The 21361-nt window shown below is 47.1% G+C and carries 18 protein-coding genes; 16 read left to right on the forward strand and 2 right to left on the reverse strand.

The window, feature by feature from the left end:
* The first annotated feature begins 245 nt into the window (after nt 1-245).
* The 7 genes from I2F54_RS08005 (at nt 246) to cysK (ending at nt 8196) form a co-directional block, all read left to right on the forward strand.
* Complete coding sequence (locus I2F54_RS08005) at nt 246-476, forward strand: hypothetical protein (protein WP_009121239.1); 231 nt, start codon at nt 246-248, stop codon at nt 474-476.
* Nucleotides 477-847: 371 nt separating this feature from the next.
* Nucleotides 848-2344: a 2-isopropylmalate synthase gene (locus I2F54_RS08010; protein ID WP_009121240.1), complete on the forward strand. Its 1497-nt coding sequence runs from the start codon at nt 848-850 to the stop codon at nt 2342-2344.
* Between the two features lie 73 nt (nt 2345-2417).
* Nucleotides 2418-3821, forward strand: coding sequence for a 3-isopropylmalate dehydratase large subunit (leuC, locus tag I2F54_RS08015; RefSeq protein WP_009121241.1), 1404 nt, complete (start codon nt 2418-2420; stop codon nt 3819-3821).
* A gap of 21 nt (nt 3822-3842) precedes the next feature.
* Nucleotides 3843-4436 carry a 3-isopropylmalate dehydratase small subunit gene (gene leuD / locus I2F54_RS08020; protein WP_009121242.1) on the forward strand — a complete coding sequence of 198 codons (594 nt, stop codon included), beginning with the start codon at nt 3843-3845 and terminating at the stop codon, nt 4434-4436.
* On the forward strand, nt 4426-5967 hold the full coding sequence (locus I2F54_RS08025) for an alpha-isopropylmalate synthase regulatory domain-containing protein (RefSeq protein WP_009121243.1): 1542 nt from the start codon (nt 4426-4428) through the stop codon (nt 5965-5967). Before leuD ends, I2F54_RS08025 begins: the two co-directional genes overlap by 11 nt.
* 87 nt (nt 5968-6054) lie before the next feature.
* Nucleotides 6055-7113 (forward strand): 3-isopropylmalate dehydrogenase, encoded by a 1059-nt coding sequence (leuB, locus tag I2F54_RS08030; RefSeq protein WP_009121244.1) that lies wholly within the window; start codon nt 6055-6057, stop codon nt 7111-7113.
* Nucleotides 7114-7245: 132 nt separating this feature from the next.
* Nucleotides 7246-8196 carry a cysteine synthase A gene (gene cysK, locus I2F54_RS08035; protein ID WP_039950533.1) on the forward strand — a complete coding sequence of 317 codons (951 nt, stop codon included), beginning with the start codon at nt 7246-7248 and terminating at the stop codon, nt 8194-8196.
* On the opposite strand, the gene I2F54_RS08040 is transcribed toward cysK, so the two are convergent.
* Nucleotides 8181-8378, reverse strand: a complete 198-nt coding sequence (locus I2F54_RS08040; protein ID WP_195501027.1) for a hypothetical protein — start codon at nt 8376-8378, stop codon at nt 8181-8183. The genes cysK and I2F54_RS08040 overlap by 16 nt on opposite strands.
* 42 nt (nt 8379-8420) lie before the next feature.
* Between I2F54_RS08040 and I2F54_RS08045 the strand changes: the two genes are divergently transcribed.
* Entirely contained in the window at nt 8421-9272 is an 852-nt protein-coding gene (locus I2F54_RS08045; RefSeq protein ID WP_195500927.1) for a tetratricopeptide repeat protein, read from the forward strand.
* Between the two features lie 95 nt (nt 9273-9367).
* Here I2F54_RS08045 and recQ read toward each other — a convergent pair whose 3' ends face one another.
* The gene (gene recQ, locus I2F54_RS08050) at nt 9368-11182 is read right to left on the reverse strand and encodes a DNA helicase RecQ (protein WP_195500928.1); all 1815 of its coding nucleotides are present in this window, start codon (nt 11180-11182) and stop codon (nt 9368-9370) included.
* A gap of 280 nt (nt 11183-11462) precedes the next feature.
* Between recQ and I2F54_RS08055 the strand changes: the two genes are divergently transcribed.
* The 8 genes from I2F54_RS08055 (at nt 11463) to I2F54_RS08090 (ending at nt 21329) form a co-directional block, all read left to right on the forward strand.
* Nucleotides 11463-11927: a helix-turn-helix domain-containing protein gene (locus tag I2F54_RS08055; protein WP_009121250.1), complete on the forward strand. Its 465-nt coding sequence runs from the start codon at nt 11463-11465 to the stop codon at nt 11925-11927.
* Between the two features lie 99 nt (nt 11928-12026).
* Nucleotides 12027-14075, forward strand: a complete 2049-nt coding sequence (locus I2F54_RS08060) for a dipeptidyl-peptidase 3 family protein (protein WP_195500929.1) — start codon at nt 12027-12029, stop codon at nt 14073-14075.
* Between the two features lie 294 nt (nt 14076-14369).
* Entirely contained in the window at nt 14370-15032 is a 663-nt protein-coding gene (locus I2F54_RS08065) for a DNA alkylation repair protein (RefSeq protein WP_009121252.1), read from the forward strand.
* A 132-nt stretch (nt 15033-15164) separates the two neighbouring features.
* The gene (locus I2F54_RS08070) at nt 15165-15653 is read left to right on the forward strand and encodes a Fur family transcriptional regulator (protein WP_009121253.1); all 489 of its coding nucleotides are present in this window, start codon (nt 15165-15167) and stop codon (nt 15651-15653) included.
* Nucleotides 15650-16918 carry an adenylosuccinate synthase gene (locus tag I2F54_RS08075; RefSeq protein WP_009121254.1) on the forward strand — a complete coding sequence of 423 codons (1269 nt, stop codon included), beginning with the start codon at nt 15650-15652 and terminating at the stop codon, nt 16916-16918. The genes I2F54_RS08070 and I2F54_RS08075 overlap by 4 nt, the downstream gene beginning before the upstream one ends.
* Before the next feature lie 135 nt (nt 16919-17053).
* Nucleotides 17054-17749 carry a zinc metallopeptidase gene (locus I2F54_RS08080; RefSeq protein WP_009121255.1) on the forward strand — a complete coding sequence of 232 codons (696 nt, stop codon included), beginning with the start codon at nt 17054-17056 and terminating at the stop codon, nt 17747-17749.
* A gap of 124 nt (nt 17750-17873) precedes the next feature.
* Nucleotides 17874-19235 (forward strand): histidine--tRNA ligase, encoded by a 1362-nt coding sequence (gene hisS, locus I2F54_RS08085; protein WP_022217752.1) that lies wholly within the window; start codon nt 17874-17876, stop codon nt 19233-19235.
* 591 nt (nt 19236-19826) lie between these two features.
* Nucleotides 19827-21329: a glutamine synthetase family protein gene (locus tag I2F54_RS08090; protein WP_009121258.1), complete on the forward strand. Its 1503-nt coding sequence runs from the start codon at nt 19827-19829 to the stop codon at nt 21327-21329.
* Nucleotides 21330-21361 lie beyond the last annotated feature (32 nt).

Here is a 21361-nt window from a genome sequence, read left to right on the forward strand (position 1 = left end):
TCCGAACAGAGAAGTTAAGCTCAGTCACGCCGATGGTACTGCGTAACAGTGGGAGAGTAGGTAGTCGCCGTTTTTTTTTAGAGAAGCCCCCGTATCGATAGAAGGATACGGGGGCTTTATTGTTTTCAGAAGGATATTACCGATCGGAATCGGGTGAGCTGTATCCTGTTTTGGAAAATTGAGCTGTTTTCCGTATATTTGCCGGCGAACTGATTTTTTAATTAATATTTAAAGCAAATTGAAGTATGAAAACTAAAGTTTTATTCGCTGCTATGGCAGTAGCATTTTCTTTCGCCGTAACATCATGTGGTAACAAAAAGGCTGATGCCAATGCAACCGGAGCGGATTCTTGCTGCGCTGCACAAACCGAACAAGTATGTGATTCTGCAAAGGCTTGCTGCCAGGCTGATTCTGCTGTTTGTCCGAAAGCTGCTTGCGATAGCGCCAAGTGTGACAAACCTTGCGAAAAGAAGTAATTCAGGACTTGTATTGAACTGAAACATAAGGAAAAGGCGTGCCTTGAAGGTGCGCCTTTTTTGTGATATATTAGAGTGATAAATGAATGTTAACTTATAAAATGATATTATTTCTAATAAAAAAGTTACGAATTTGTTTGTACGGTACGAAATAATCTATACCTTTGCATCGTTAAAACAAAAAAGATAAGATGATTCAGAACTTTACATATATTCTACTGTGTGGTATTATTATTCTACTGGCAAAGTTTAGTGGAAGTGAGTGCTGTGCATAAATATATGTAAGATATAACAATATACTAAAGCCTTTCTCACTTCCCTGTGCGAAAGGCTTTTTTTATGGAATATGAATTTATAAATATAATAAAGCGATGAGTGATAAATTATTTATTTTCGACACAACGCTCCGCGATGGTGAGCAGGTTCCGGGATGCCAGTTGAATACAGTGGAAAAGATTCAGGTAGCCAAGCAACTGGAAGCACTGGGTGTGGATGTAATTGAAGCGGGATTTCCTATTTCAAGTCCGGGTGATTTTAATTCGGTGATTGAAATTTCCAAAGCAGTGACGTGGCCTACGATTTGCGCCTTGACACGTGCCGTACAGAAAGATATCGATGTTGCAGCGGAAGCCCTGCAATTTGCCAAGCATAAGCGTATTCATACGGGTATCGGAACTTCCGACTCGCACATCAAATATAAATTCAATTCCAATCGCGAGGAGATTATTGAGCGTGCGGTAGCGGCCGTGAAGTATGCCCGCCGTTATGTAGAGGATGTTGAGTTCTATGCCGAAGATGCCGGACGCACGGATAACGAATATCTGGCACGTGTGGTGGAAGCTGTTATCAAGGCGGGTGCTACGGTGGTTAATATTCCCGATACCACAGGATACTGTCTGCCTGCCGAGTATGGGGCGAAGATAAAGTATCTGATGGAACATGTGGACGGCATTCATAATGCTATCATTTCTACCCATTGCCACAATGATTTGGGTATGGCTACCGCCAACACAATGGCAGGTGTGCTGAATGGAGCCCGTCAGGTGGAAGTTACTATCAATGGTATCGGTGAACGTGCCGGAAATACTTCGCTCGAAGAAGTGGCGATGATTATTAAATGCCATAAGGATATCAACATTGAAACCAACATCAATACGCAGAAAATTTATCCTACCAGCCGTATGGTATCGAGCTTGATGAATATGCCGGTGCAGCCTAACAAGGCGATCGTAGGCCGCAATGCCTTTGCCCATTCATCGGGTATTCATCAGGACGGCGTATTGAAGAATGTGCAGACTTATGAGATTATCGATCCGCATGATGTGGGTATCGACGATAACTCCATCGTACTGACCGCCCGCAGCGGACGTGCCGCTTTGAAGAACCGTTTGCAGGTGTTGGGCGTGTCTTTGGATCAGCAGAAGCTGGATAAGATTTACGAGGAATTCCTGAAACTTGCCGATAAGAAGAAGGACATTAACGATGATGATATTTTGGTACTGGCAGGTGCGGATCGTGCTCAGAATCATCGTATCAAGCTGGAATACTTGCAGGTGACAAGCGGTGTAGGTGTTCGTTCCGTTGCCAGCCTGGGATTGAACATTTCGGGTGAGAAGTTCGAGGCGGCTGCCAGCGGAAACGGTCCGGTAGATGCCGCGATCAAGGCTTTGAAGAAGATAATAGACCGCCACATGACGTTGAAAGAGTTTACGATTCAGGCCATCAGCAAAGGCAGTGATGATATGGGTAAGGTACATATGCAGGTGGAATATGATAACTGTATCTACTATGGCTTCGGCGCCAATACGGACATTATAGCCGCATCGGTGGAAGCGTATATAGACTGTATCAATAAATTCAAGATGTAAAATCCGTATCTTATACATACTTTATAAATACATAAATCATAATTCATAAACTGTAAATTACAACTCGTTTCCGATGAACACATTATTTGATAAAATTTGGGATGCTCACGTTGTGCAGAAGGTTGAAGACGGCCCTACACAGCTTTACATAGACAGGCTTTATTGCCATGAAGTAACCAGTCCGCAGGCTTTTGCCGGATTGCGTGCAAGAGGGATTAAGTGTTTCCGTCCGGAAAAGATATTCTGTATGCCCGACCATAATACGCCGACGCACGATCAGGACAAGCCTATTGAAGACCCTGTTTCGAAGACGCAGGTGGATACGCTTGCCAGGAACGCGGAAGACTTCGGGCTGGAGCATTTCGGCATGATGGACAAGAAGAACGGCATTATCCATGTGGTAGGTCCGGAACGCGGACTGACCTTGCCGGGCATGACAATCGTATGCGGCGACTCGCATACTTCTACCCATGGCGCAATGGGTGCGGTGGCTTTCGGTATCGGTACGAGTGAAGTGGAAATGGTGATGGCTTCGCAATGTATTCTTCAAACCCGTCCCAAAACGATGCGCATTACGGTAGACGGTAAACTGGGTAAGGGGGTGACAGCCAAAGATGTGGCGCTCTATATGATGTCTAAAATGACTACCAGCGGTGCTACGGGCTACTTTGTGGAGTATGCCGGAGAGGCTGTGCGCAGTCTGTCCATGGAAGGACGCCTCACTCTGTGCAACCTCAGTATAGAGATGGGCGCGCGCGGCGGTATGGTTGCCCCGGATGAAACGACTTTCGAGTATATCAAAGGACGTGAATACGCCCCGAAAGGTGAAGAGTGGGATAAGGCGCTGGCATATTGGAAGACGCTGAAAAGCGATGCGGATGCGGTATTCGATAAGGAAGTACGCTTTGATGCCGCTGATATCGAGCCGATGATTACCTACGGAACCAATCCGGGCATGGGCATGGGCATTACGCAGCATATTCCCGCTACCGAGGGGATGGGCGAGGCTGCCAAAACGTCTTTTATGAAGTCTATGGACTATATGGGTTTCCGGCCGGGTGAACCATTGCTGGGCAAAAAGATAGATTATGTGTTCCTGGGTGCTTGTACCAACGGCCGTATCGAGGACTTCCGTGCATTTGCCTCTATCGTGAAAGGCCGTAAGAAAGCGGCGGATGTCGTGGCATGGCTGGTTCCCGGTTCGTGGATGGTAGATGCGCAGATACGTGAAGAAGGGTTGGACAAGGTGCTGGAAGAGGCGGGGTTTGCTATCCGTCAGCCGGGATGTTCGGCTTGCCTGGCGATGAATGATGATAAAGTGCCTGCCGGAAAGTATGCGGTGTCCACCAGTAACCGTAACTTTGAAGGACGTCAGGGGCCGGGCGCACGCACTTTGCTTGCCAGTCCGCTGGTGGCTGCCGCGGCTGCGGTGACAGGGGTGATTACAGACCCGAGAGAGTTGTTAAATGAAGAATGAAGAACGAAGAATGAAGAAACAATGAAACAGAAATTCAATATCATCAACAGTACTTGCGTACCTCTTCCGTTAGAGAATGTAGATACCGACCAGATAATCCCTGCTCGTTTCCTGAAAGCCACTACCAAAGAAGGCTTTGGCGAGAACCTGTTTCGCGATTGGCGGTATGACAAGCAAGGCAATAAAATAGAATCTTTCGTACTGAATGACCCTACTTACGGCGGACAAATCCTTGTAGCCGGCAAGAACTTCGGTTCGGGAAGCAGCCGCGAGCACGCAGCCTGGGCCATTGCCGACTATGGTTTCCGTGTGGTGGTAAGCAGCTTTTTTGCGGATATCCATAAGAATAACGAACTGAATAATTTCGTGCTTCCCGTAGTGGTGAGCGAACCGTTTCTGAAGGAACTTTTCGATTCGGTTTTTGCCGACCCCAAGACGGAAGTGGAAGTGAACCTGCCCGAACAGACCATCACCAACAAGGCGACAGGCAAAAGCGAGCATTTTGAAATCAATGCCTACAAGAAACATTGCCTGATGAACGGTTTGGACGATATAGATTTCCTTGTGGAGAATAAAGATAAGATAGAATCCTGGGAGAAGAAACATGAAGCATAATCATCCGAAAATAGAAATCATGGACACCACGCTCCGCGACGGCGAACAGACCAGCGGAGTATCTTTCGTGCCCCATGAGAAGCTGATGATAGCCCGTTTGTTGCTTGAAGACCTGAAAGTAGACCGGGTGGAAGTCGCTTCCGCGCGGGTGTCCGAAGGAGAGTTTGATGCGGTGAAAATGATATGCGACTGGGCGGCCCGCCGCAATATGTTGCCGAGAGTGGAAGTGCTCGGCTTCGTAGACGGGCATACGTCGGTGGACTGGATACACGCTACCGGTTGCCGCGTCATCAACCTGTTGTGCAAAGGCTCCTTGAAGCACTGCTCCTGCCAGTTGAAGAAATCGCCCGAAGAGCATATCGAGGATATTCTGGCAGTGGTGAACTACGCGAATGTGCAGGACATGGAAGTGAACATCTACCTGGAAGACTGGAGCAACGGCATGAAAGACTCGCCCGAATACGTCTTTCAGTTGATGGACGCATTGATTCAGACCAATATAAAGCGGTATATGCTGCCCGATACATTGGGTGTGCTGAACCCGCTGCAAGTCATTGAATTCATGCGGAAAATGGTGAAACGCTATCCGCACGCGCATTTCGACTTCCATGCGCACAATGATTACGACCTTGCGGTGAGCAACGTGCTGGCCGCCGTGTTGAGTGGCTGCAAGGGCTTGCACACCACCATTAACGGTTTGGGCGAGCGTGCCGGGAATGCCCCTCTTGCCAGCGTGCAGGCCATCTTGAAAGACCATTTCAGCGCTATCACCAATATCGACGAGAGCCGTCTCAATGATGTGAGCCGTGTGGTAGAGTCTTATTCGGGCATCGTTATCCCTGCCAACAAGCCGATTGTGGGAGAAAACGTGTTTACGCAGGTGGCGGGCGTGCATGCCGACGGAGATAATAAGAGTAACTTATACTGCAACGACCTCTTGCCCGAACGTTTCGGCCGCAAGCGGGAGTATGCCTTGGGCAAGAACAGCGGCAAGGCGAATATCCGCAAGAATCTGGAAGACCTGGGACTGGACTTGGACGAGGACTCCATGCGCAAGGTTACCGAACGCATCATCGAACTGGGCGATAAAAAGGAACTGGTGACGCAGGAAGATTTGCCGTACATCGTTTCCGACGTCTTGAAGCACGGAATTGTGGACGAGCGTGTAAACCTGAAAAGCTACATCGTGAACCTTGCCTACGGGCTGAAGCCAATGGCTACGTTGAAAATAGAAATCAACGGCAAGGAGTATGAGGAGAGTTCCAGCGGTGACGGTCAGTACGATGCCTTTGTGCGTGCGTTGCGCAAAATATACAAGGTGACTTTGGGGCGCAAATTCCCGATGCTGACGAATTATGCGGTGACTATTCCCCCCGGCGGACGTACCGACGCTTTTGTGCAGACGGTAATCACCTGGACGTTTGAAGACAAGGTGTTCCGCACCCGCGGACTGGATGCCGACCAGACGGAAGCCGCCATCAAGGCCACGGTGAAGATGCTCAATATCATCGAGGGAGAATACGATAAATAAGATATTTGTGACGGGTGACCGTATTCGCCGCAGAATAAGGTGATGAAAGATAAAATAGAAAATGAATTGAAAAAGAAATAAATAATTATGGATTTTAAAATTGCAGTATTGGCCGGTGACGGTATCGGCCCCGAAATATCCGCAGTAGGTGTGGACGTAATGACCGCCGTTTGCGAGAAGTTCGGTCACAAAGTGAACTATGAGTATGCTGTCTGCGGTGCGGACGCCATCGACAAAGTGGGAGACCCGTTTCCCGAAGCTACCTATCAGGCTTGCAAGAATGCCGATGCAGTGTTGTTCTCGGCAGTAGGCGACCCGAAATTCGACAATGACCCCACCGCAAAGGTACGCCCGGAACAAGGGTTGCTGGCTATGCGCAAGAAGTTAGGATTGTTTGCCAACATCCGTCCCGTGCAGACCTTTAAGTGCCTCTTGCACAAGTCTCCGCTTCGTGCAGAATTGGTGGACGGAGCTGATTTTCTCTGTATCCGCGAACTGACGGGCGGTATGTACTTCGGCGAGAAATACCAGGACAACGACAAGGCTTACGACACCAATATGTACACCCGTCCGGAGATTGAACGCATCCTGAAAGTAGGCTTTGAGTATGCCATGAAGCGCAACAAGCACCTTACGGTGGTGGACAAGGCGAATGTGCTTGCCTCTTCGCGTCTGTGGAGGCAGATTGCCCAGGAAATGGCTCCGAACTATCCGGAAGTCACCACCGACTATATGTATGTGGACAACGCCGCCATGCGTATGATTCAGGAACCGAAGTTCTTCGATGTGATGGTGACGGAGAATACCTTCGGCGATATTCTGACCGATGAAGGCTCTTGCATCAGCGGCTCCATGGGCCTGCTTCCTTCCGCTTCCACCGGCGAAAGTACCCCGGTATTCGAGCCTATTCACGGTTCATGGCCGCAGGCTAAGGGCTTGAACATTGCCAATCCGCTGGCGCAGATTCTTTCCGTAGCCATGTTATTTGAGTACTTCGACCTGAAAGAAGAAGGCGCGCTTATCCGCAAGGCGGTGGACGCTTCTCTCGACGCCAACGTCCGTACCCCGGAAATTCAGGTGGAAGGCGGCGACAAATACGGCACGAAAGAAGTAGGCGCGTGGATTGCGGACTACATCAAACACTAATCTTTATTAAGGAAAGAAAGGGACAAACGTTTTTTTCCTACCTTTGCGAGGAGATGCCTCAAAAGTATGATACATTTATCTGTGATAATGATTTTACTTTTGATGTATCTCCTCGTTTTATAAGTAATGATTATGGCAAAAATAGCAAAGAACTTGACGGAACTTATCGGCGGCACACCGTTGATGAAGTTGGCCGGATACAGCGGGAAGTACGGACTGCAACGGGATATAGTTGCCAAACTGGAGTCGTTTAATCCGGCAGGCAGTGTAAAAGACCGCGTAGGGTTGGCAATGATTGAGGATGCCGAAGCGCGCGGAGCGTTGAAGCCCGGCGCCACTATTATAGAACCTACCAGCGGCAATACGGGGGTGGGACTGGCAATGGTAGCTACCATCAAAGGTTATCATCTGATACTGACCATGCCCGAAACTATGAGCATCGAACGCCGTAACCTGTTGAAAGCCCTCGGAGCGGAAATCGTGCTGACGGACGGGTTGGCGGGTATGGCGGGCTCTATCGCCAAGGCGCAGGAACTGAGGGATAAGATTCCCGGAGCCGTAATTCTGCAACAGTTTGAGAATCCTTCCAACGCCCGGATACATGAGCTTACTACGGGAGAGGAAATCTGGACGGACACGGACGGACAGGTGGACGTGTTTGTGGCGGGAGTAGGTACGGGCGGTACGATTTGCGGTGTAGCCCGCACGTTGAAGAAGCATAATCCGAATGTTTATATCGTGGCTGTCGAGCCTGCGTCGTCTCCCGTGCTTGAGGGGGGAGAGGATGCGCCGCACCGTATACAGGGCATCGGGGCAAACTTTATTCCGGCTCTTTATGACGCTTCGGTAGTGGATGAGGTGATTCCTGTGCCGGACGATGAAGCCATTCGTGCCGGACGCGAGCTGGCGTCTACCGAGGGACTGTTGGCGGGAATATCTTCCGGCGCGGCTGTTTATGCAGCCCGTTTATTGGCAAAACGTCCCGAATTTGCAAACAAGATGATAGTTACCTTGTTGCCTGATACGGGGGAGAGGTATCTCTCGACGGAGTTGTTCGCTTTTGACACTTATCCTTTGGAATAAATGCCGGGGAGAAACTCCCGTTCCAACGCTTGGTACCTTTCGTACCACCGGCTGGTATTGCTTGTACCAAGGCTTGGTATTGTCTGTACCAGCGGTTGGTATTCTTCGTACCAATGCTTGGTATCTCCGATACCGGCGGTTGGAACCGGTTTAAGTAAATGTTGAAATTCGGTTTGTATCAACACTTGCTTGTTTACTTATCTTATAAATATAGAATCATAAGTATGAAGAAGCTGATTTTTCTCGTTGTGTGTTTATTGGCAGGCGGTATGCCTGTATTTTCGCAGACCTATCAGGAACTTTGCGACCGTGCCATAACTTACACTGAACAGGATAGTTTGCCGCAAGCGGAAGAGTATATCCGCCAAGCCTTAAAGCTGGAACCGGCAAATCCTCACAATGCCCTTCTGTTTTCCAATCTCGGTACGATACAGCGTCGTCAAAGGCAGTACGAGCAGGCTTTGGAGTCTTATAACTTTGCCTTGAATATCGCTCCGCGCGCAGTTCCTATCTTGCTGAACCGTGCGGCTGTTTATATGGAACTGGGGCGTAATAATCTGGCGCAGGCCGATTATTCTCTGGTGTTGGATTTAGAGAAGAACAATGAGGAAGCTTTGCTGATGCGCGCTTATATTTATATGCAGCAGCGTGAGTATAAAATGGCAAAGGCTGATTATGAACGCTTGTTGAAAGTGAATTCAGCCAGCTATAACGGTCGCCTCGGTTTGGCCACTTTGGAACAGAAAGAGGGGAAATACGAAGAAGCGCTGAGCGTCTTGAACAATATGATTGCAACCACGGGAGAAACTTCTCAGTTGTCTTCTTCCCAATATGCCATGCTGTATGTAGCTCGTGCCGGAGTAGAGAAAGACTTGAACCACATGGATATGGCCTTGGTAGACCTGGAAGAGGCAATAAGACTGGATAGCTCGCAACCGGAAATATACCTGATGCGCGGTGAAATCTACCTCGCCCAAAAGAAAAAAGACTTAGCCAAACGCGATTTTGAGAAGGCTGTATCATTAGGAGTGCCGCAAGCCGATTTGCGTGACCTGCTGCAACAGACGAGGAAATAGGGGGAGCGTTTAGTGATTAGTGATTAACGATTAGTGATTAGCGGTTAGCTGTTAACAGTTTATAGCATCACAACTTAATCACTAATCACTAAACGCTAATCGCTAAACTTACGTATTAGGGCAACGAATTCTTTTCCGTATTTCTTCTTTTTGTATTCTCCGATGCCGCTGATGTTGCCGAATTCCTCAATGGTGGCGGGGCGTGAGGTACTGAGCAGGTGAAGCACTTTGTCGGACAGGACGATGTATGCGGGCAAGGCTTCTTCGTCCGCAAGACGTTTTCTCAACTTGCGCAACGCTTCAAAGAGAGCCTCGTTCTCCGTATCGGGAAGTCCCAAAGGCAGCTCTTTGCCGGGAGCGGGCACCTTGCGTTTTCTTCCCTGCTTGGTTTCGTTCGTTTCTTCCCGGCGTATTACTACTAATCGGGCGGTGGCTCTACCGAAAAGAACATCGCTTCCTGTGGAGGTTATTTTCAGATGATTGTTTTCGTTGTAGGCGATTTCAAAGTAGCCGAGCTGCAGCATTTGTAATAAATAATCATGCCAGTCGCGGGCCGGAACTTCACGTCCGGCGGCAAATGTTTTCAGTTGCTGATAGCCTTTGCTCACGACTTCGGGAGACATGGTTCCTCTTAGAATATCCACTAAAACGCCCGTGCTTATTTGCTGTTCCGTACGGGCAATGGCGCTTAAGGCTTTCTGTACGATAATAGTTCCGTCGAAGCGTTCCGGCGGGTTCTTGCAGACATCGCAATTGCCGCAATCATGGTCTGCCGTCTCTCCGAAATAGCTTAACAATATGCGGCGCCGGCAGATGTCGGATTCGGCGTATTGCTGCATGCGTTGCAGTTTCTCTAAGTTAATGCCTTCTTGCCCGCTGTCGGTGGCGAATTTGGTCAGTAAAATCAAGTCAGCCAGCGAGTAAAACAGTAATGTGTCGCTTGGCAGCCCGTCTCTTCCGGCACGTCCGATTTCCTGATAGAAACTCTCGATACTCTTTGGTAAATTATAATGAATAACCCATCGTACGTTGCTCTTGTCTATACCCATGCCGAAAGCAATGGTGGCGCATACCACTTGCACACGGTCATTGATGAAATCATCTTGCGCTTCGTCCCTGCGGGCGGGGGAGAGGCCGGCGTGGTAGACGGCGGTGCGGATGCCTTGCTTTTGGAGCATTTGCGCCACGGACTCCGTCTTGCTTCGACTCATGCAATAGATGATGCCGCTTTCTCCGGGATGACGGGCTATGAAGTCAAGAATTGTCTTGGATTTTTCCTTCTGCCGGTAGCCCCGCTTTACGGTGAGGCTCAGGTTGGGGCGGTCGAAAGAGGAAATGAATATCCGGGGGTGGTTCAGATGGAGTTGCCTGATGATATCTTCGCGCGTGATTTTGTCGGCGGTGGCGGTCAGGGCGATGATGGGCACCTGCGGAAACTGCCGGTGCAGAATCCCCATTTGTGTATATTCCGGACGGAAATCATGCCCCCATTGCGAAATGCAATGCGCCTCGTCGATGGCGAAAAGTGAGATGTGCATATCCCGCAGGAGATAGTTGGCCTCTGCAAGCAGCTTTTCGGGAGAGATGTATAGCAGTTTCAGTTTGCCCTCCGTGCAGGCACGGCGAAGGGCGGCATTCTCCGTTTCGTCATTGCTGCTGTTCAGCGCACCGGCACTGATGCCGTTGGCGCACAACGCTTCTACCTGGTCTTTCATCAGCGAGATGAGCGGTGAGACCACTACGGCGGTTCCTTCGCGCAGTAGGGCAGGAAGCTGGTAGCATATTGATTTTCCACCGCCGGTGGGCATTAACACAAGTGCGTCGTTTCCATCCAGAATGTGACGGATAATCTCTTCTTGCAAGGGGCGGAAACTGTCGTATCCGAAGTATGTTTTAAGCGTTTGTAGCATAAGCGGTGCCGGTATCTTTTTCGGGGGCAAAGTTACATTAATTCTTGCATAAAACGCAAAAGGAAGTGTAACTCAATTAAATAACTTGTGAAATTGACAGTAAAGTTAAATAATCTTATTATTGAGCGTACTCCGCTTCTTTTCAACCTTTTTCGTTGTTTATATATTAAAAATATGTGCGGGAAAAGTTGCGTATTAAAAAAAAATGTTAGACTTTTGTGTAATCTAAGGGAAACTCCTTTGGATTTCCATTTTTAAACAACCCTAACCAGTTAATTCAATGAGTGATTTAGAAAAAAAAGCACAGGAGGAGGCTACAAAGAAGCGTCCCTACAACCTGCGCGAAAAAAAAGAAAAGAAGGCCGCCTACCGTTCCTTGATACGCCCGGAACTGGCAGACGAGCTGTATGACAGGATACTGAATATCATTGTCGTGCAGAAGAAGTACAGAGACCCCAATTATTCTGCAAAAGATTTGGCAAAAGAGTTACAAACCAATACCCGCTATTTGTCGGCGGTTGTAAACTCTCGCTTTGGCATGAACTACTCATGTTTGTTGAATGAATACAGAGTGAAAGATGCTTTGCATTTATTGACAGATAAGAGATATGCTGACAAAAATGTAGAAGAAATCAGCACGATGGTTGGTTTCGCTAATCGTCAGTCTTTTTATGCTGCGTTTTACAAGAATGTAGGAGAAACTCCTAACGGTTATCGTAAGAAAAATGCGGTGAAAAGCAAATAATGCAGTGAAGCTGAATTTATAAAAGGAAATATTCTGAGACGTTTGCTCCGGAATACTTCCTTTTGTCATTTTAATACTAACTATTTCTTCCCGACACACATGAAAAAACAACTAATTACCGCGGTGGCCGCCATGTCTTTGCTGACAGCTTGCGGCGGAGCACCGAAAACGACTGCCGAGGCAGAAAAATTTGATTACACAGTGGAACAGTTTGCAGACTTACAGATTTTACGCTACCGCGTACCGGAATTTGAGAGCTTGTCTCTCAAACAGAAAGAATTAGTTTATTACCTCACGGAAGCCGCTTTGCAGGGACGTGACATCTTGTTTGACCAGAACGGGAAGTATAACCTCAGGATCCGCCGGATGCTGGAGGCTGTCTATACGGGCTATACCGGTGACAAGACTGCGGCAGATTTCAAGGCCATGGAAGTGTATCTGAAACGGGTATGGTTCTCCAACGGTATTCATCATCATTATGGCAGCGAGAAGTTTGTGCCGGGCTTTACTCCCGAATTCTTCAAACAAGCCCTTTTGAGCGTAGATGCATCCACGCTTCCGCTGGCGGAAGGACAGACGGTGGAACAACTTTATGAAGAAATCGCTCCCGTTATCTTCGACCCTCAGGTAATGCCGAAGCGTGTGAACCAGGCTGCCGGTGAGGATTTGGTGCTGACTTCGGCATGTAATTATTATGACGGAGTGACGCAGAAGGAAGCCGAGGCTTTTTACAACGCGATGAAAGATCCTAAAGATGAAACACCGGTTTCTTACGGGTTGAACAGCCGCCTGGTGAAAGAGAACGGCAAGATTCAGGAGAAAGTGTGGAAAGTGGGGGGCTTGTACGGTCAGGCCATCGAAAAGATAGTATATTGGTTGAAGAAAGCGGAAGGCGTTGCCGAGAATCCTGAACAGAAAGCGGTTATAGCCAAACTAATAGAGTTCTATGAAACAGGAGACCTGAAGACCTTTGACGATTATGCCATCCTTTGGGTGAAAGACTTGGATTCCCGCATCGACTTCGTAAACGGATTTACCGAAAGCTACGGAGACCCGTTGGGGATGAAGGCAAGTTGGGAGTCTTTGGTGAATTTCAAGGATTTGGAAGCTACCCGTCGTACGGAGATTATCAGTAGCAATGCGCAATGGTTCGAAGACCATTCTCCGGTGGAAAAGCAGTTCAAGAAAGAAAAAGTGAAAGGTGTTTCCGCCAAGGTTATCACCGCCGCTATTCTGGCGGGCGACCTTTATCCGGCAACGGCTATCGGCATCAACCTGCCCAATGCCAACTGGATTCGTAGCCATCATGGTTCCAAATCCGTCACGATTGGTAATATTACGGATGCCTACAATAAGGCGGCTCATGGCAACGGCTTCAATGAAGAGTTTGTGTATAGTGATACCGAGTTGCAGCTGATAGATAAATATGCCGATACCACCGATGAACTGCATACCGACCTGCACGAATGTTTGGGACATGGCTCAGGTAAGCTGCTTCCGGGTGTAGACCCCGACGCGTTGAAAGCTTACGGCTCGACTATTGAGGAGGCGCGTGCCGACTTGTTCGGACTTTATTATGTGGCCGATCCGAAATTGGTTGAACTGGGATTGACTCCGAATGCGGATGCTTATAAGGCTCAGTATTATACTTACCTGATGAACGGATTGATGACGCAGCTCGTGCGTATCGAACCGGGTAATAATGTGGAAGAGGCTCACATGCGTAACCGTCAGCTCATCGCCCGTTGGGTATATGAAAAGGGCGCTGCCGATAAAGTGGTGGAATTGGTGAAGAAAGACGGAAAGACTTATGTCGTAATTAACGATTACGGAAAAGTACGCGAACTGTTTGGCGAGTTACTTGCCGAAATACAACGTATCAAGTCTACGGGTGACTATGAAGCAGCCCATAAGCTGGTAGAGGCTTATGCCGTAAAGGTAGACCCTGAACTGCATGCGGAAGTATTGGAACGCTATAAGAAGCTGAACCTGGCTCCGTATAAAGGCTTTATCAATCCGAAGTATGAGGCTGTGACGGATGCTGACGGCAATATAACCGATGTGACAGTGACTTACGATGAGGGTTATGCCGAACAGATGCTGCGTTATGGCAAGGATTATTCGGTATTGCCTTCGGTAAACAATTAAATGGATACAGAGACGCAGAAGCTAAGAGGTACAAAGATACAGAGGTACCGAATTTTTCGGTCTAAAGCCTGAAAGGCTTGGAACATATATCCCGGGGTAACTCCCCGGGTGTAAAAAAGCCTCTGTCTTTTTACGCCCTGTAAGGGCAAGAGCCTTGCACGTGAATCTTTTGCCCTTACAGGGTGTAATGCTAATCATATGCATCTTCCCGGGGTGGTTACCCCGGGTTTGAAGATAAAGGGCTTTCAGCCTTACGTGATGAGCAGGACTTTCATTTTACAGAACTCTCATTTTATGGAACTAAAAGAACAACTCAAAGAAATAAAAACGCAGCTCCGTCTCTCCATGAATGGAGCTGTATCTCAAAGTATGCGGGAGAAGGGGTTGGTTTACAAACTCAACTTCGGCGTGGAACTGCCCCGTATCAAAAGTATTGCCGCCGCTTACGAAAAAGACCATGCCTTGGCGCAGGCTCTTTGGAAAGAGGATATCCGTGAATGTAAAATACTGGCGGGATTGCTCCAGCCGGTCGACAGTTTCTTGCCTGAGATTGCGGATATATGGGTGGAGAATATCAGGAACATCGAGATTGCGGAACTTACCTGTATGAACCTTTTTCAGTATCTTCCGTATGCTCCTGCCAAGTCTTTCCATTGGATTGCGGCTGAAGATGAATATACGCAGGTTTGCGGTTTTCTTACCATTGCCCGCCTGTTGATGAAAAAAGGGGATATGAATGAACGCGTGGAGAATGAATTCCTTGACCAGGCAATATCAGCATTCCTGTCGGGTTCTTACCATGTGCGTAATGCCGCACTGACCGCCATCCGCCGCTTTATGCAACACAGCGAAGAAAACGCTTTTCAAGTTTGCCGGAGAGTAGAGGGCATGAAAGAGTCTTCTTCCCAACCCGAACAGCTTCTTTATACCCTGGTAAGGGAAGAGGTGGAAATGTGATAGGGTGATAAGGTATTCACCTTGTCACTTTCTTTCCCTACTTTACTATTCTCGTTATTAATTTTTCTTTTTTTGTTTGCTTTCCGCAAAAAAGACTTAACTTTGTTGGCTGTTAAAAAACTGCGCCTTTAAATGGAAAGTCAGAACGTGAAAGATACGGTTAGGCAGATATTCACCGAATATCTCAATACGAACGGGCATCGCAAGACTCCCGAACGCTATGCCATACTCGAGACTATTTATTCCATAGACGGCCATTTCGACATCGATACGCTTTATTCGCTAATGGCGGATCAGGAAAACTTCAGGGTCAGTCGCGCGACACTTTACAATACGATTATATTACTTATCAATGCCCGTCTGGTTATCAAACATCAGTTCGGGAACTCTTCCCAATACGAAAAAAGCTATAACCGTGATACGCATCACCACCAAATCTGTACGCAGTGCGGTAAGGTTGTCGAGTTCCAGAATGAGGAATTGCAGCAGGCTATCGAGAATACAAAGCTGAGTCGTTTTAACTTGACGCATTACTCGTTGTATATGTACGGACTGTGCAGCAAGTGCGACCGTGCGAACAAAAGAAAGAAGAAAAATAATAACCATAAGAAAGAGAAATGAAAGTAGACATTCTATTAGGATTACAATGGGGCGACGAAGGCAAAGGCAAAGTCGTTGATGTATTAACTCCGAGATACGATGTGGTGGCACGTTTTCAAGGTGGCCCGAACGCCGGTCATACATTGGAGTTTGAAGGTCAGAAATACGTGCTCCGTTCCATTCCTTCGGGAATTTTCCAAGGTGATAAAGTAAATATCATCGGTAATGGCGTGGTGCTCGACCCGGCGCTGTTTAAAGCGGAAGCGGAAGCATTGGAGGCATCCGGCCACAATTTGAAGGAACGCTTGCATATTTCTAAAAAGGCGCATCTCATCCTGCCTACGCACCGCATTCTGGACGCTGCCTACGAGGCTGCGAAGGGAGATGCCAAAGTGGGTACTACCGGTAAGGGTATCGGTCCGACGTATACGGATAAAGTAAGCCGCAACGGTGTGCGTGTAGGTGATATTCTGCATGATTTTGATAAGAAATATGCTGCCGCCAAAGCTCGTCATGAACAAATTCTGAAAAGTCTGAACTATGAATATGATTTGACCGAATTGGAAAAGGCATGGCTTGAGGGTATCGACTACCTGAAACAGTTTAAGTTTGTGGATAGCGAACACGAAATAAACGGTTTGTTGTCAGACGGCAAGTCTGTTTTGTGCGAAGGCGCGCAAGGTACGATGCTGGATGTCGATTTCGGTTCTTATCCGTTCGTGACTTCTTCCAATACAATCTGTGCAGGCGCTTGTACGGGTCTGGGTATAGCTCCTAATAAGATTGGTGAAGTATACGGTATCTTCAAAGCATACTGTACGCGTGTGGGTGCAGGTCCGTTCCCTACGGAACTGTTCGATAAGACGGGTGACCAGATTTGTACGTTGGGACACGAGTTCGGCTCGGTAACAGGACGCAAGCGTCGTTGCGGCTGGATTGACCTGGTGGCCTTGAAATATGCCATCATGGTGGACGGTGTTACTAAGCTTATCATGATGAAGAGCGATGTGCTTGATACTTTTGAAACAATCAAGGCGTGTGTGGCATATAAGGTGAACGGTGAGGAAATCGATTACTTCCCGTTCGATATCGAAGGTGTTGAACCGGTATATGTAGAATTGCCCGGTTGGCAGACGGATATGACAAAGATGCAGAGTGAAGATGAATTCCCCGAGGAGTTCAATGCATATCTGTCTTTCTTGGAAGAACAACTCGGTGTGCCTGTGAAGATTGTATCTGTGGGTCCTGACCGCGGGCAAACCATTGAACGCTATACGGAAGAATAATAGATTTTAGCTAATTCTTCCTAAAAGATAAGGGAAACTGTGAGATTGCTCACGGTTTCCCTTTATTTTTGGCAAACAATTTGTTATATAAATAGAAACGACACATTATTCACTTATTTTTAAAAGAAGAAGATTATGACAACTGGAATGATAGGTATGCAATGGATTATCTTTATCGGTATAGCCGTGGTCAGCTGGCTGGTACAGATGAATCTGCAAAGTAAATTCAAGAAATATTCTAAAATCCCTACCGGTAACGGAATGACGGGAGCCGATGTGGCTTTGAAGATGCTGCACGATAATGGAATCTATGATGTTACCGTTACTCATACTCCGGGACATCTGACAGACCACTACAACCCCGCCAATAAGACCGTGAACCTGAGTGAGGATGTTTATAGCGGCAGCAGTATTATGGCGGCAGCCGTTGCCGCCCATGAGTGCGGACACGCCGTGCAGCATGCACGTGCTTATGCCCCGTTGACAATGCGCAGCAAGTTGGTGCCTGTGGTATCATTTGCTTCCAATATCATGACATGGGTATTGCTGGGCGGTATTCTGATGTTGAATACTTTCCCGCAATTGTTGCTGGCCGGTATCATCCTTTTTGCCATGACTACCTTGTTCAGCTTTATTACGCTTCCGGTGGAAATCAATGCAAGTAAGCGTGCGTTGGTATGGTTGAGCAGTTCCGGTATTACGAATGCCCGCAATCATACACAGGCTGAAGATGCGCTTCGTTCGGCTGCTTATACTTATGTGGTAGCCGCGCTTGGTTCATTGGCAACTCTTGTTTACTATATTATGATATTCCTGGGACGTAGAGAATAAGAGCATTCCGTTCCGCAGAAATAGAAAAATGCTTTCTTCATGCTAAATGGAGAAAGCATTTTTTTTCTTAATCAATAAAATACCGTAACTTTGTCGTCTGATTTTATAAATGATTGATACGATTATGGCAGCAAAACCAAGTATTCCAAAAGGAACCCGCGACTTTTCGCCTGTGGAAATGGCGAAACGTAACTATATATTCAATACGATTCGTGATGTTTATCATCTTTATGGTTTCCAGCAGATAGAAACTCCTTCCATGGAAATGCTTTCCACTTTGATGGGGAAGTATGGTGAAGAAGGTGATAAGCTGTTGTTCAAGATACAGAATTCCGGTGATTATTTTTCCGGTCTGACGGACGAAGAACTGTTGAGCCGTAACGCTCCGCGACTGGCCTGCAAGTTTTGTGAAAAAGGTTTGCGCTATGACCTTACCGTACCTTTCGCTCGTTATGTCGTGATGCACAGGGATGAAATAACTTTTCCTTTCAAGCGTTATCAGATTCAACCGGTGTGGCGTGCAGACCGCCCGCAGAAGGGACGTTATCGCGAGTTCTATCAGTGTGATGCCGATGTAGTGGGTAGCGACTCTTTGTTGAACGAGGTAGAGCTGATGCAGATTGTCGATACCGTATTTACACGTTTCGGTATTCGTGTTTGTATTAAAATCAACAACCGCAAGATTTTGAGCGGCATTGCCGAGATTATCGGTGAGGCCGACAAGATAGTGGATATTACCGTAGCTATTGATAAACTGGACAAAATAGGATTGGACAATGTCAATGCAGAATTGAAGGAGAAAGGCATCGGTGATGAGGCTATTGCCAAATTGCAGCCCATCATCTTGTTGAGCGGAAGCAATGAAGAAAAACTTGCTACTTTGAAACAGGTATTGTCTGCCAGCGAAACCGGATTGAGAGGTGTGGAAGAGAGTGAATTTATCTTGAAGACGTTGTCAACGCTCGGACTGAAGAATGAAATCGAGCTTGACCTGACTTTGGCTCGTGGCTTGAATTATTATACGGGCGCTATTTTTGAAGTAAAGGCGCTGGATGTACAAATCGGAAGTATTACCGGTGGCGGTCGCTATGACAACTTGACCGGAGTATTCGGTATGGCAGGTGTTTCGGGAGTAGGCATTTCGTTCGGTGCAGACCGTATATTCGATGTGTTGAACCAACTTGAACTCTATCCGAAAGAAGCGGTGAACGGTACGCAACTTCTGTTTATTAACTTTGGCGAGAAAGAGGCGGCTTTCTCTATGAATGTACTTGCCCAAGTACGCGCGGCAGGCATCCGTGCCGAAATCTTCCCCGATTCCAGTAAGATGAAGAAACAGATGAGTTATGCCAATTCAAAGATGATACCGTTTGTTGCTTTGGTTGGAGAAAATGAAATGAACGAAGGCAAAGTAACCCTGAAGAATATGGAAACCGGCGAACAGAAGTCGGTTACTCCCGAAGAATTGGTAAGCGAACTGAGTTAATAAAAACTGAAATACTATTAAAAAGGAGCGCATTTGTGCTCCTTTTTTTGTATATTTGTAAAGAAGGTGTTGCAGAAATGTAATATCGGGCTTTTACCTTTGCAGTGACAATAAAATAGGAGGTTTGTATGGTTTCCGTTCAATTTAAACAAGAAAAGCACAATGCTCTCGTCAGTTTTTTGATGATTGTCATAGCGGTGTTGTTTTTGCTTTATATGGGAAGTTCGCTGGTGCACTCTACCAGGACTTTTTGGGAAAACTATTCCATTGAGAATTTATTGGAATGATACTTCATCGATAAGTCTTATAGGAAGTTAACTTGATTGTACCGATGATGTTAACCAAGTGTGATGTGACAAGTTAACATCATGGTATGTATGATGTTAATATCGTATGGGTTATGATATTAACTTATAGTTTTGTTGAGACGTTATTACCTTTTTGCGGTATTTACCTATGTTGAGAATAAATAAAGGCAGCTAATCCCATTGCGGTTGGTTGTCTTTTTGTATATTTGTGAATTAATGTCTCAAAATTTCAGCACGAACGGAGTTTGTTAACCATATCATAAATTAAAAAACAACCAAAATCATGAATCAAGATTTCTCAATGCATGCCAATCCGTTGGTGGCTAAACTTCAAAAGCCGGCTTCCGAATTTACAAAAGCCGACATAGTATCTTATATAAAGGAGAATGAAATCACAATGGTGAACTTCATGTATCCTGCTGCCGACGGACGGCTGAAAACTCTGAATTTTGTTATTAATGATGCCGCTTATCTCGATGCGATACTTACGTGCGGGGAACGTGTAGACGGTTCCAGTTTGTTTCCTTTCATTGAAGCAGGCAGCAGTGATTTATATGTGGTACCCCGTTTCTGTACGGCGTTTGCGGATCCTTTTGCTGAGCAGCCTACGCTTTCCATGCTTTGTTCGTTCTTCAATAAAGACGGCGAGCCGTTGGAGAGCTCACCGGAACATACCTTGCGCAAGGCTTGCCGGGCATTTACGGAAGTAACGGGCATGGAGTTTCAGGCTATGGGCGAGTTGGAATATTATGTTATTTCGGAAGACAGCGGGATGTTCCCGGCTACCGACCAACGTGGTTATCACGAGTCGGCTCCTTATGCCAAATTCAACGAATTCCGTACCGAATGCATGGCTTATATCGCACAAGCCGGCGGACAGATTAAGTACGGACATTCCGAAGTGGGTAATTTCACCCTTGACGGTAAGATATACGAGCAGAACGAAATTGAATTTCTGCCGGTACGTGCCGATCAGGCGGCCGATCAACTGATGATTGCCAAATGGATTATCCGTAACCTTGCTTATCAATATGGATTCGACCTTACTTTTGCTCCGAAAATAACGGCCGGAAAGGCCGGTTCCGGATTGCATATCCACATGCGTATCATGAAAGACGGAAAGAACCAGATGTTGAAAGACGGCGTACTTTCCGAAACGGCTCGCAAGGCTATTGCAGGCATGATGGAATTGGCTCCTTCCATTACTGCATTCGGTAATACGAACCCTACTTCCTATTTCCGTCTTGTACCTCATCAGGAAGCGCCTACCAATATTTGCTGGGGCGACCGCAACCGTTCCGTATTGGTGCGTGTCCCATTGGGCTGGTCGGCTAAGACTGATATGTGCATGCTTGCCAATCCGCTGGAAGCGCCGAGTAATTATGATACCACCCAAAAACAGACGGTGGAGATGCGTTCACCGGACGGCTCAGCCGATTTGTATCAACTGATTGCAGGCTTGGCGGTAGCTTGCCGTCGCGGTTTTGAAATGCCGGATGCTTTGGAAGTTGCGGATAGGACTTATGTGAATGTAAATATACACAAGAAAGAAAATGAAGATAAACTGAAGCAACTGGCTCAGCTACCCGATAGTTGCGCCGCTTCTGCCGACTGTCTGGAAAGACAGCGTGCGGCTTTCGAGAAATACAATGTTTTCAGTCCCGCTATGATTGACGGGATCATTACTAAGTTACGCTCTTATGAGGACAAGACTTTGCGTAGTGAAGTTCAGAATAGTCCGGAAGAGATGCTGAAGCTGGTGGAGAAATATTTCCATTGCGGATAATGGATAAAATGGCTGAATGATTGATTATAATT

It is taken from the genome of Bacteroides clarus (assembly GCF_015555825.1).
Lineage (GTDB): Bacteria > Bacteroidota > Bacteroidia > Bacteroidales > Bacteroidaceae > Bacteroides > Bacteroides clarus.

Excerpts from the sequence above, each read along its gene's own strand:
- I2F54_RS08005 (WP_009121239.1), top strand. The coding sequence starts at position 246 with ATGAAAACTAAAGTTTTATTCGCTGCTATGGCAGTAGCATTTTCTTTC.
- I2F54_RS08010 (WP_009121240.1), top strand. The coding sequence starts at position 848 with ATGAGTGATAAATTATTTATTTTCGACACAACGCTCCGCGATGGTGAG.
- leuC (WP_009121241.1), top strand. The coding sequence starts at position 2,418 with ATGAACACATTATTTGATAAAATTTGGGATGCTCACGTTGTGCAGAAG.
- leuD (WP_009121242.1), top strand. The coding sequence starts at position 3,843 with ATGAAACAGAAATTCAATATCATCAACAGTACTTGCGTACCTCTTCCG.
- I2F54_RS08025 (WP_009121243.1), top strand. The coding sequence starts at position 4,426 with ATGAAGCATAATCATCCGAAAATAGAAATCATGGACACCACGCTCCGC.
- leuB (WP_009121244.1), top strand. The coding sequence starts at position 6,055 with ATGGATTTTAAAATTGCAGTATTGGCCGGTGACGGTATCGGCCCCGAA.
- cysK (WP_039950533.1), top strand. The coding sequence starts at position 7,246 with ATGGCAAAAATAGCAAAGAACTTGACGGAACTTATCGGCGGCACACCG.
- I2F54_RS08045 (WP_195500927.1), top strand. The coding sequence starts at position 8,421 with ATGAAGAAGCTGATTTTTCTCGTTGTGTGTTTATTGGCAGGCGGTATG.
- recQ (WP_195500928.1), bottom strand. The coding sequence starts at position 11,182 with ATGCTACAAACGCTTAAAACATACTTCGGATACGACAGTTTCCGCCCC.
- I2F54_RS08055 (WP_009121250.1), top strand. The coding sequence starts at position 11,463 with ATGAGTGATTTAGAAAAAAAAGCACAGGAGGAGGCTACAAAGAAGCGT.
- I2F54_RS08060 (WP_195500929.1), top strand. The coding sequence starts at position 12,027 with ATGAAAAAACAACTAATTACCGCGGTGGCCGCCATGTCTTTGCTGACA.
- I2F54_RS08065 (WP_009121252.1), top strand. The coding sequence starts at position 14,370 with ATGGAACTAAAAGAACAACTCAAAGAAATAAAAACGCAGCTCCGTCTC.
- I2F54_RS08070 (WP_009121253.1), top strand. The coding sequence starts at position 15,165 with ATGGAAAGTCAGAACGTGAAAGATACGGTTAGGCAGATATTCACCGAA.
- I2F54_RS08075 (WP_009121254.1), top strand. The coding sequence starts at position 15,650 with ATGAAAGTAGACATTCTATTAGGATTACAATGGGGCGACGAAGGCAAA.
- I2F54_RS08080 (WP_009121255.1), top strand. The coding sequence starts at position 17,054 with ATGACAACTGGAATGATAGGTATGCAATGGATTATCTTTATCGGTATA.
- hisS (WP_022217752.1), top strand. The coding sequence starts at position 17,874 with ATGGCAGCAAAACCAAGTATTCCAAAAGGAACCCGCGACTTTTCGCCT.
- I2F54_RS08090 (WP_009121258.1), top strand. The coding sequence starts at position 19,827 with ATGAATCAAGATTTCTCAATGCATGCCAATCCGTTGGTGGCTAAACTT.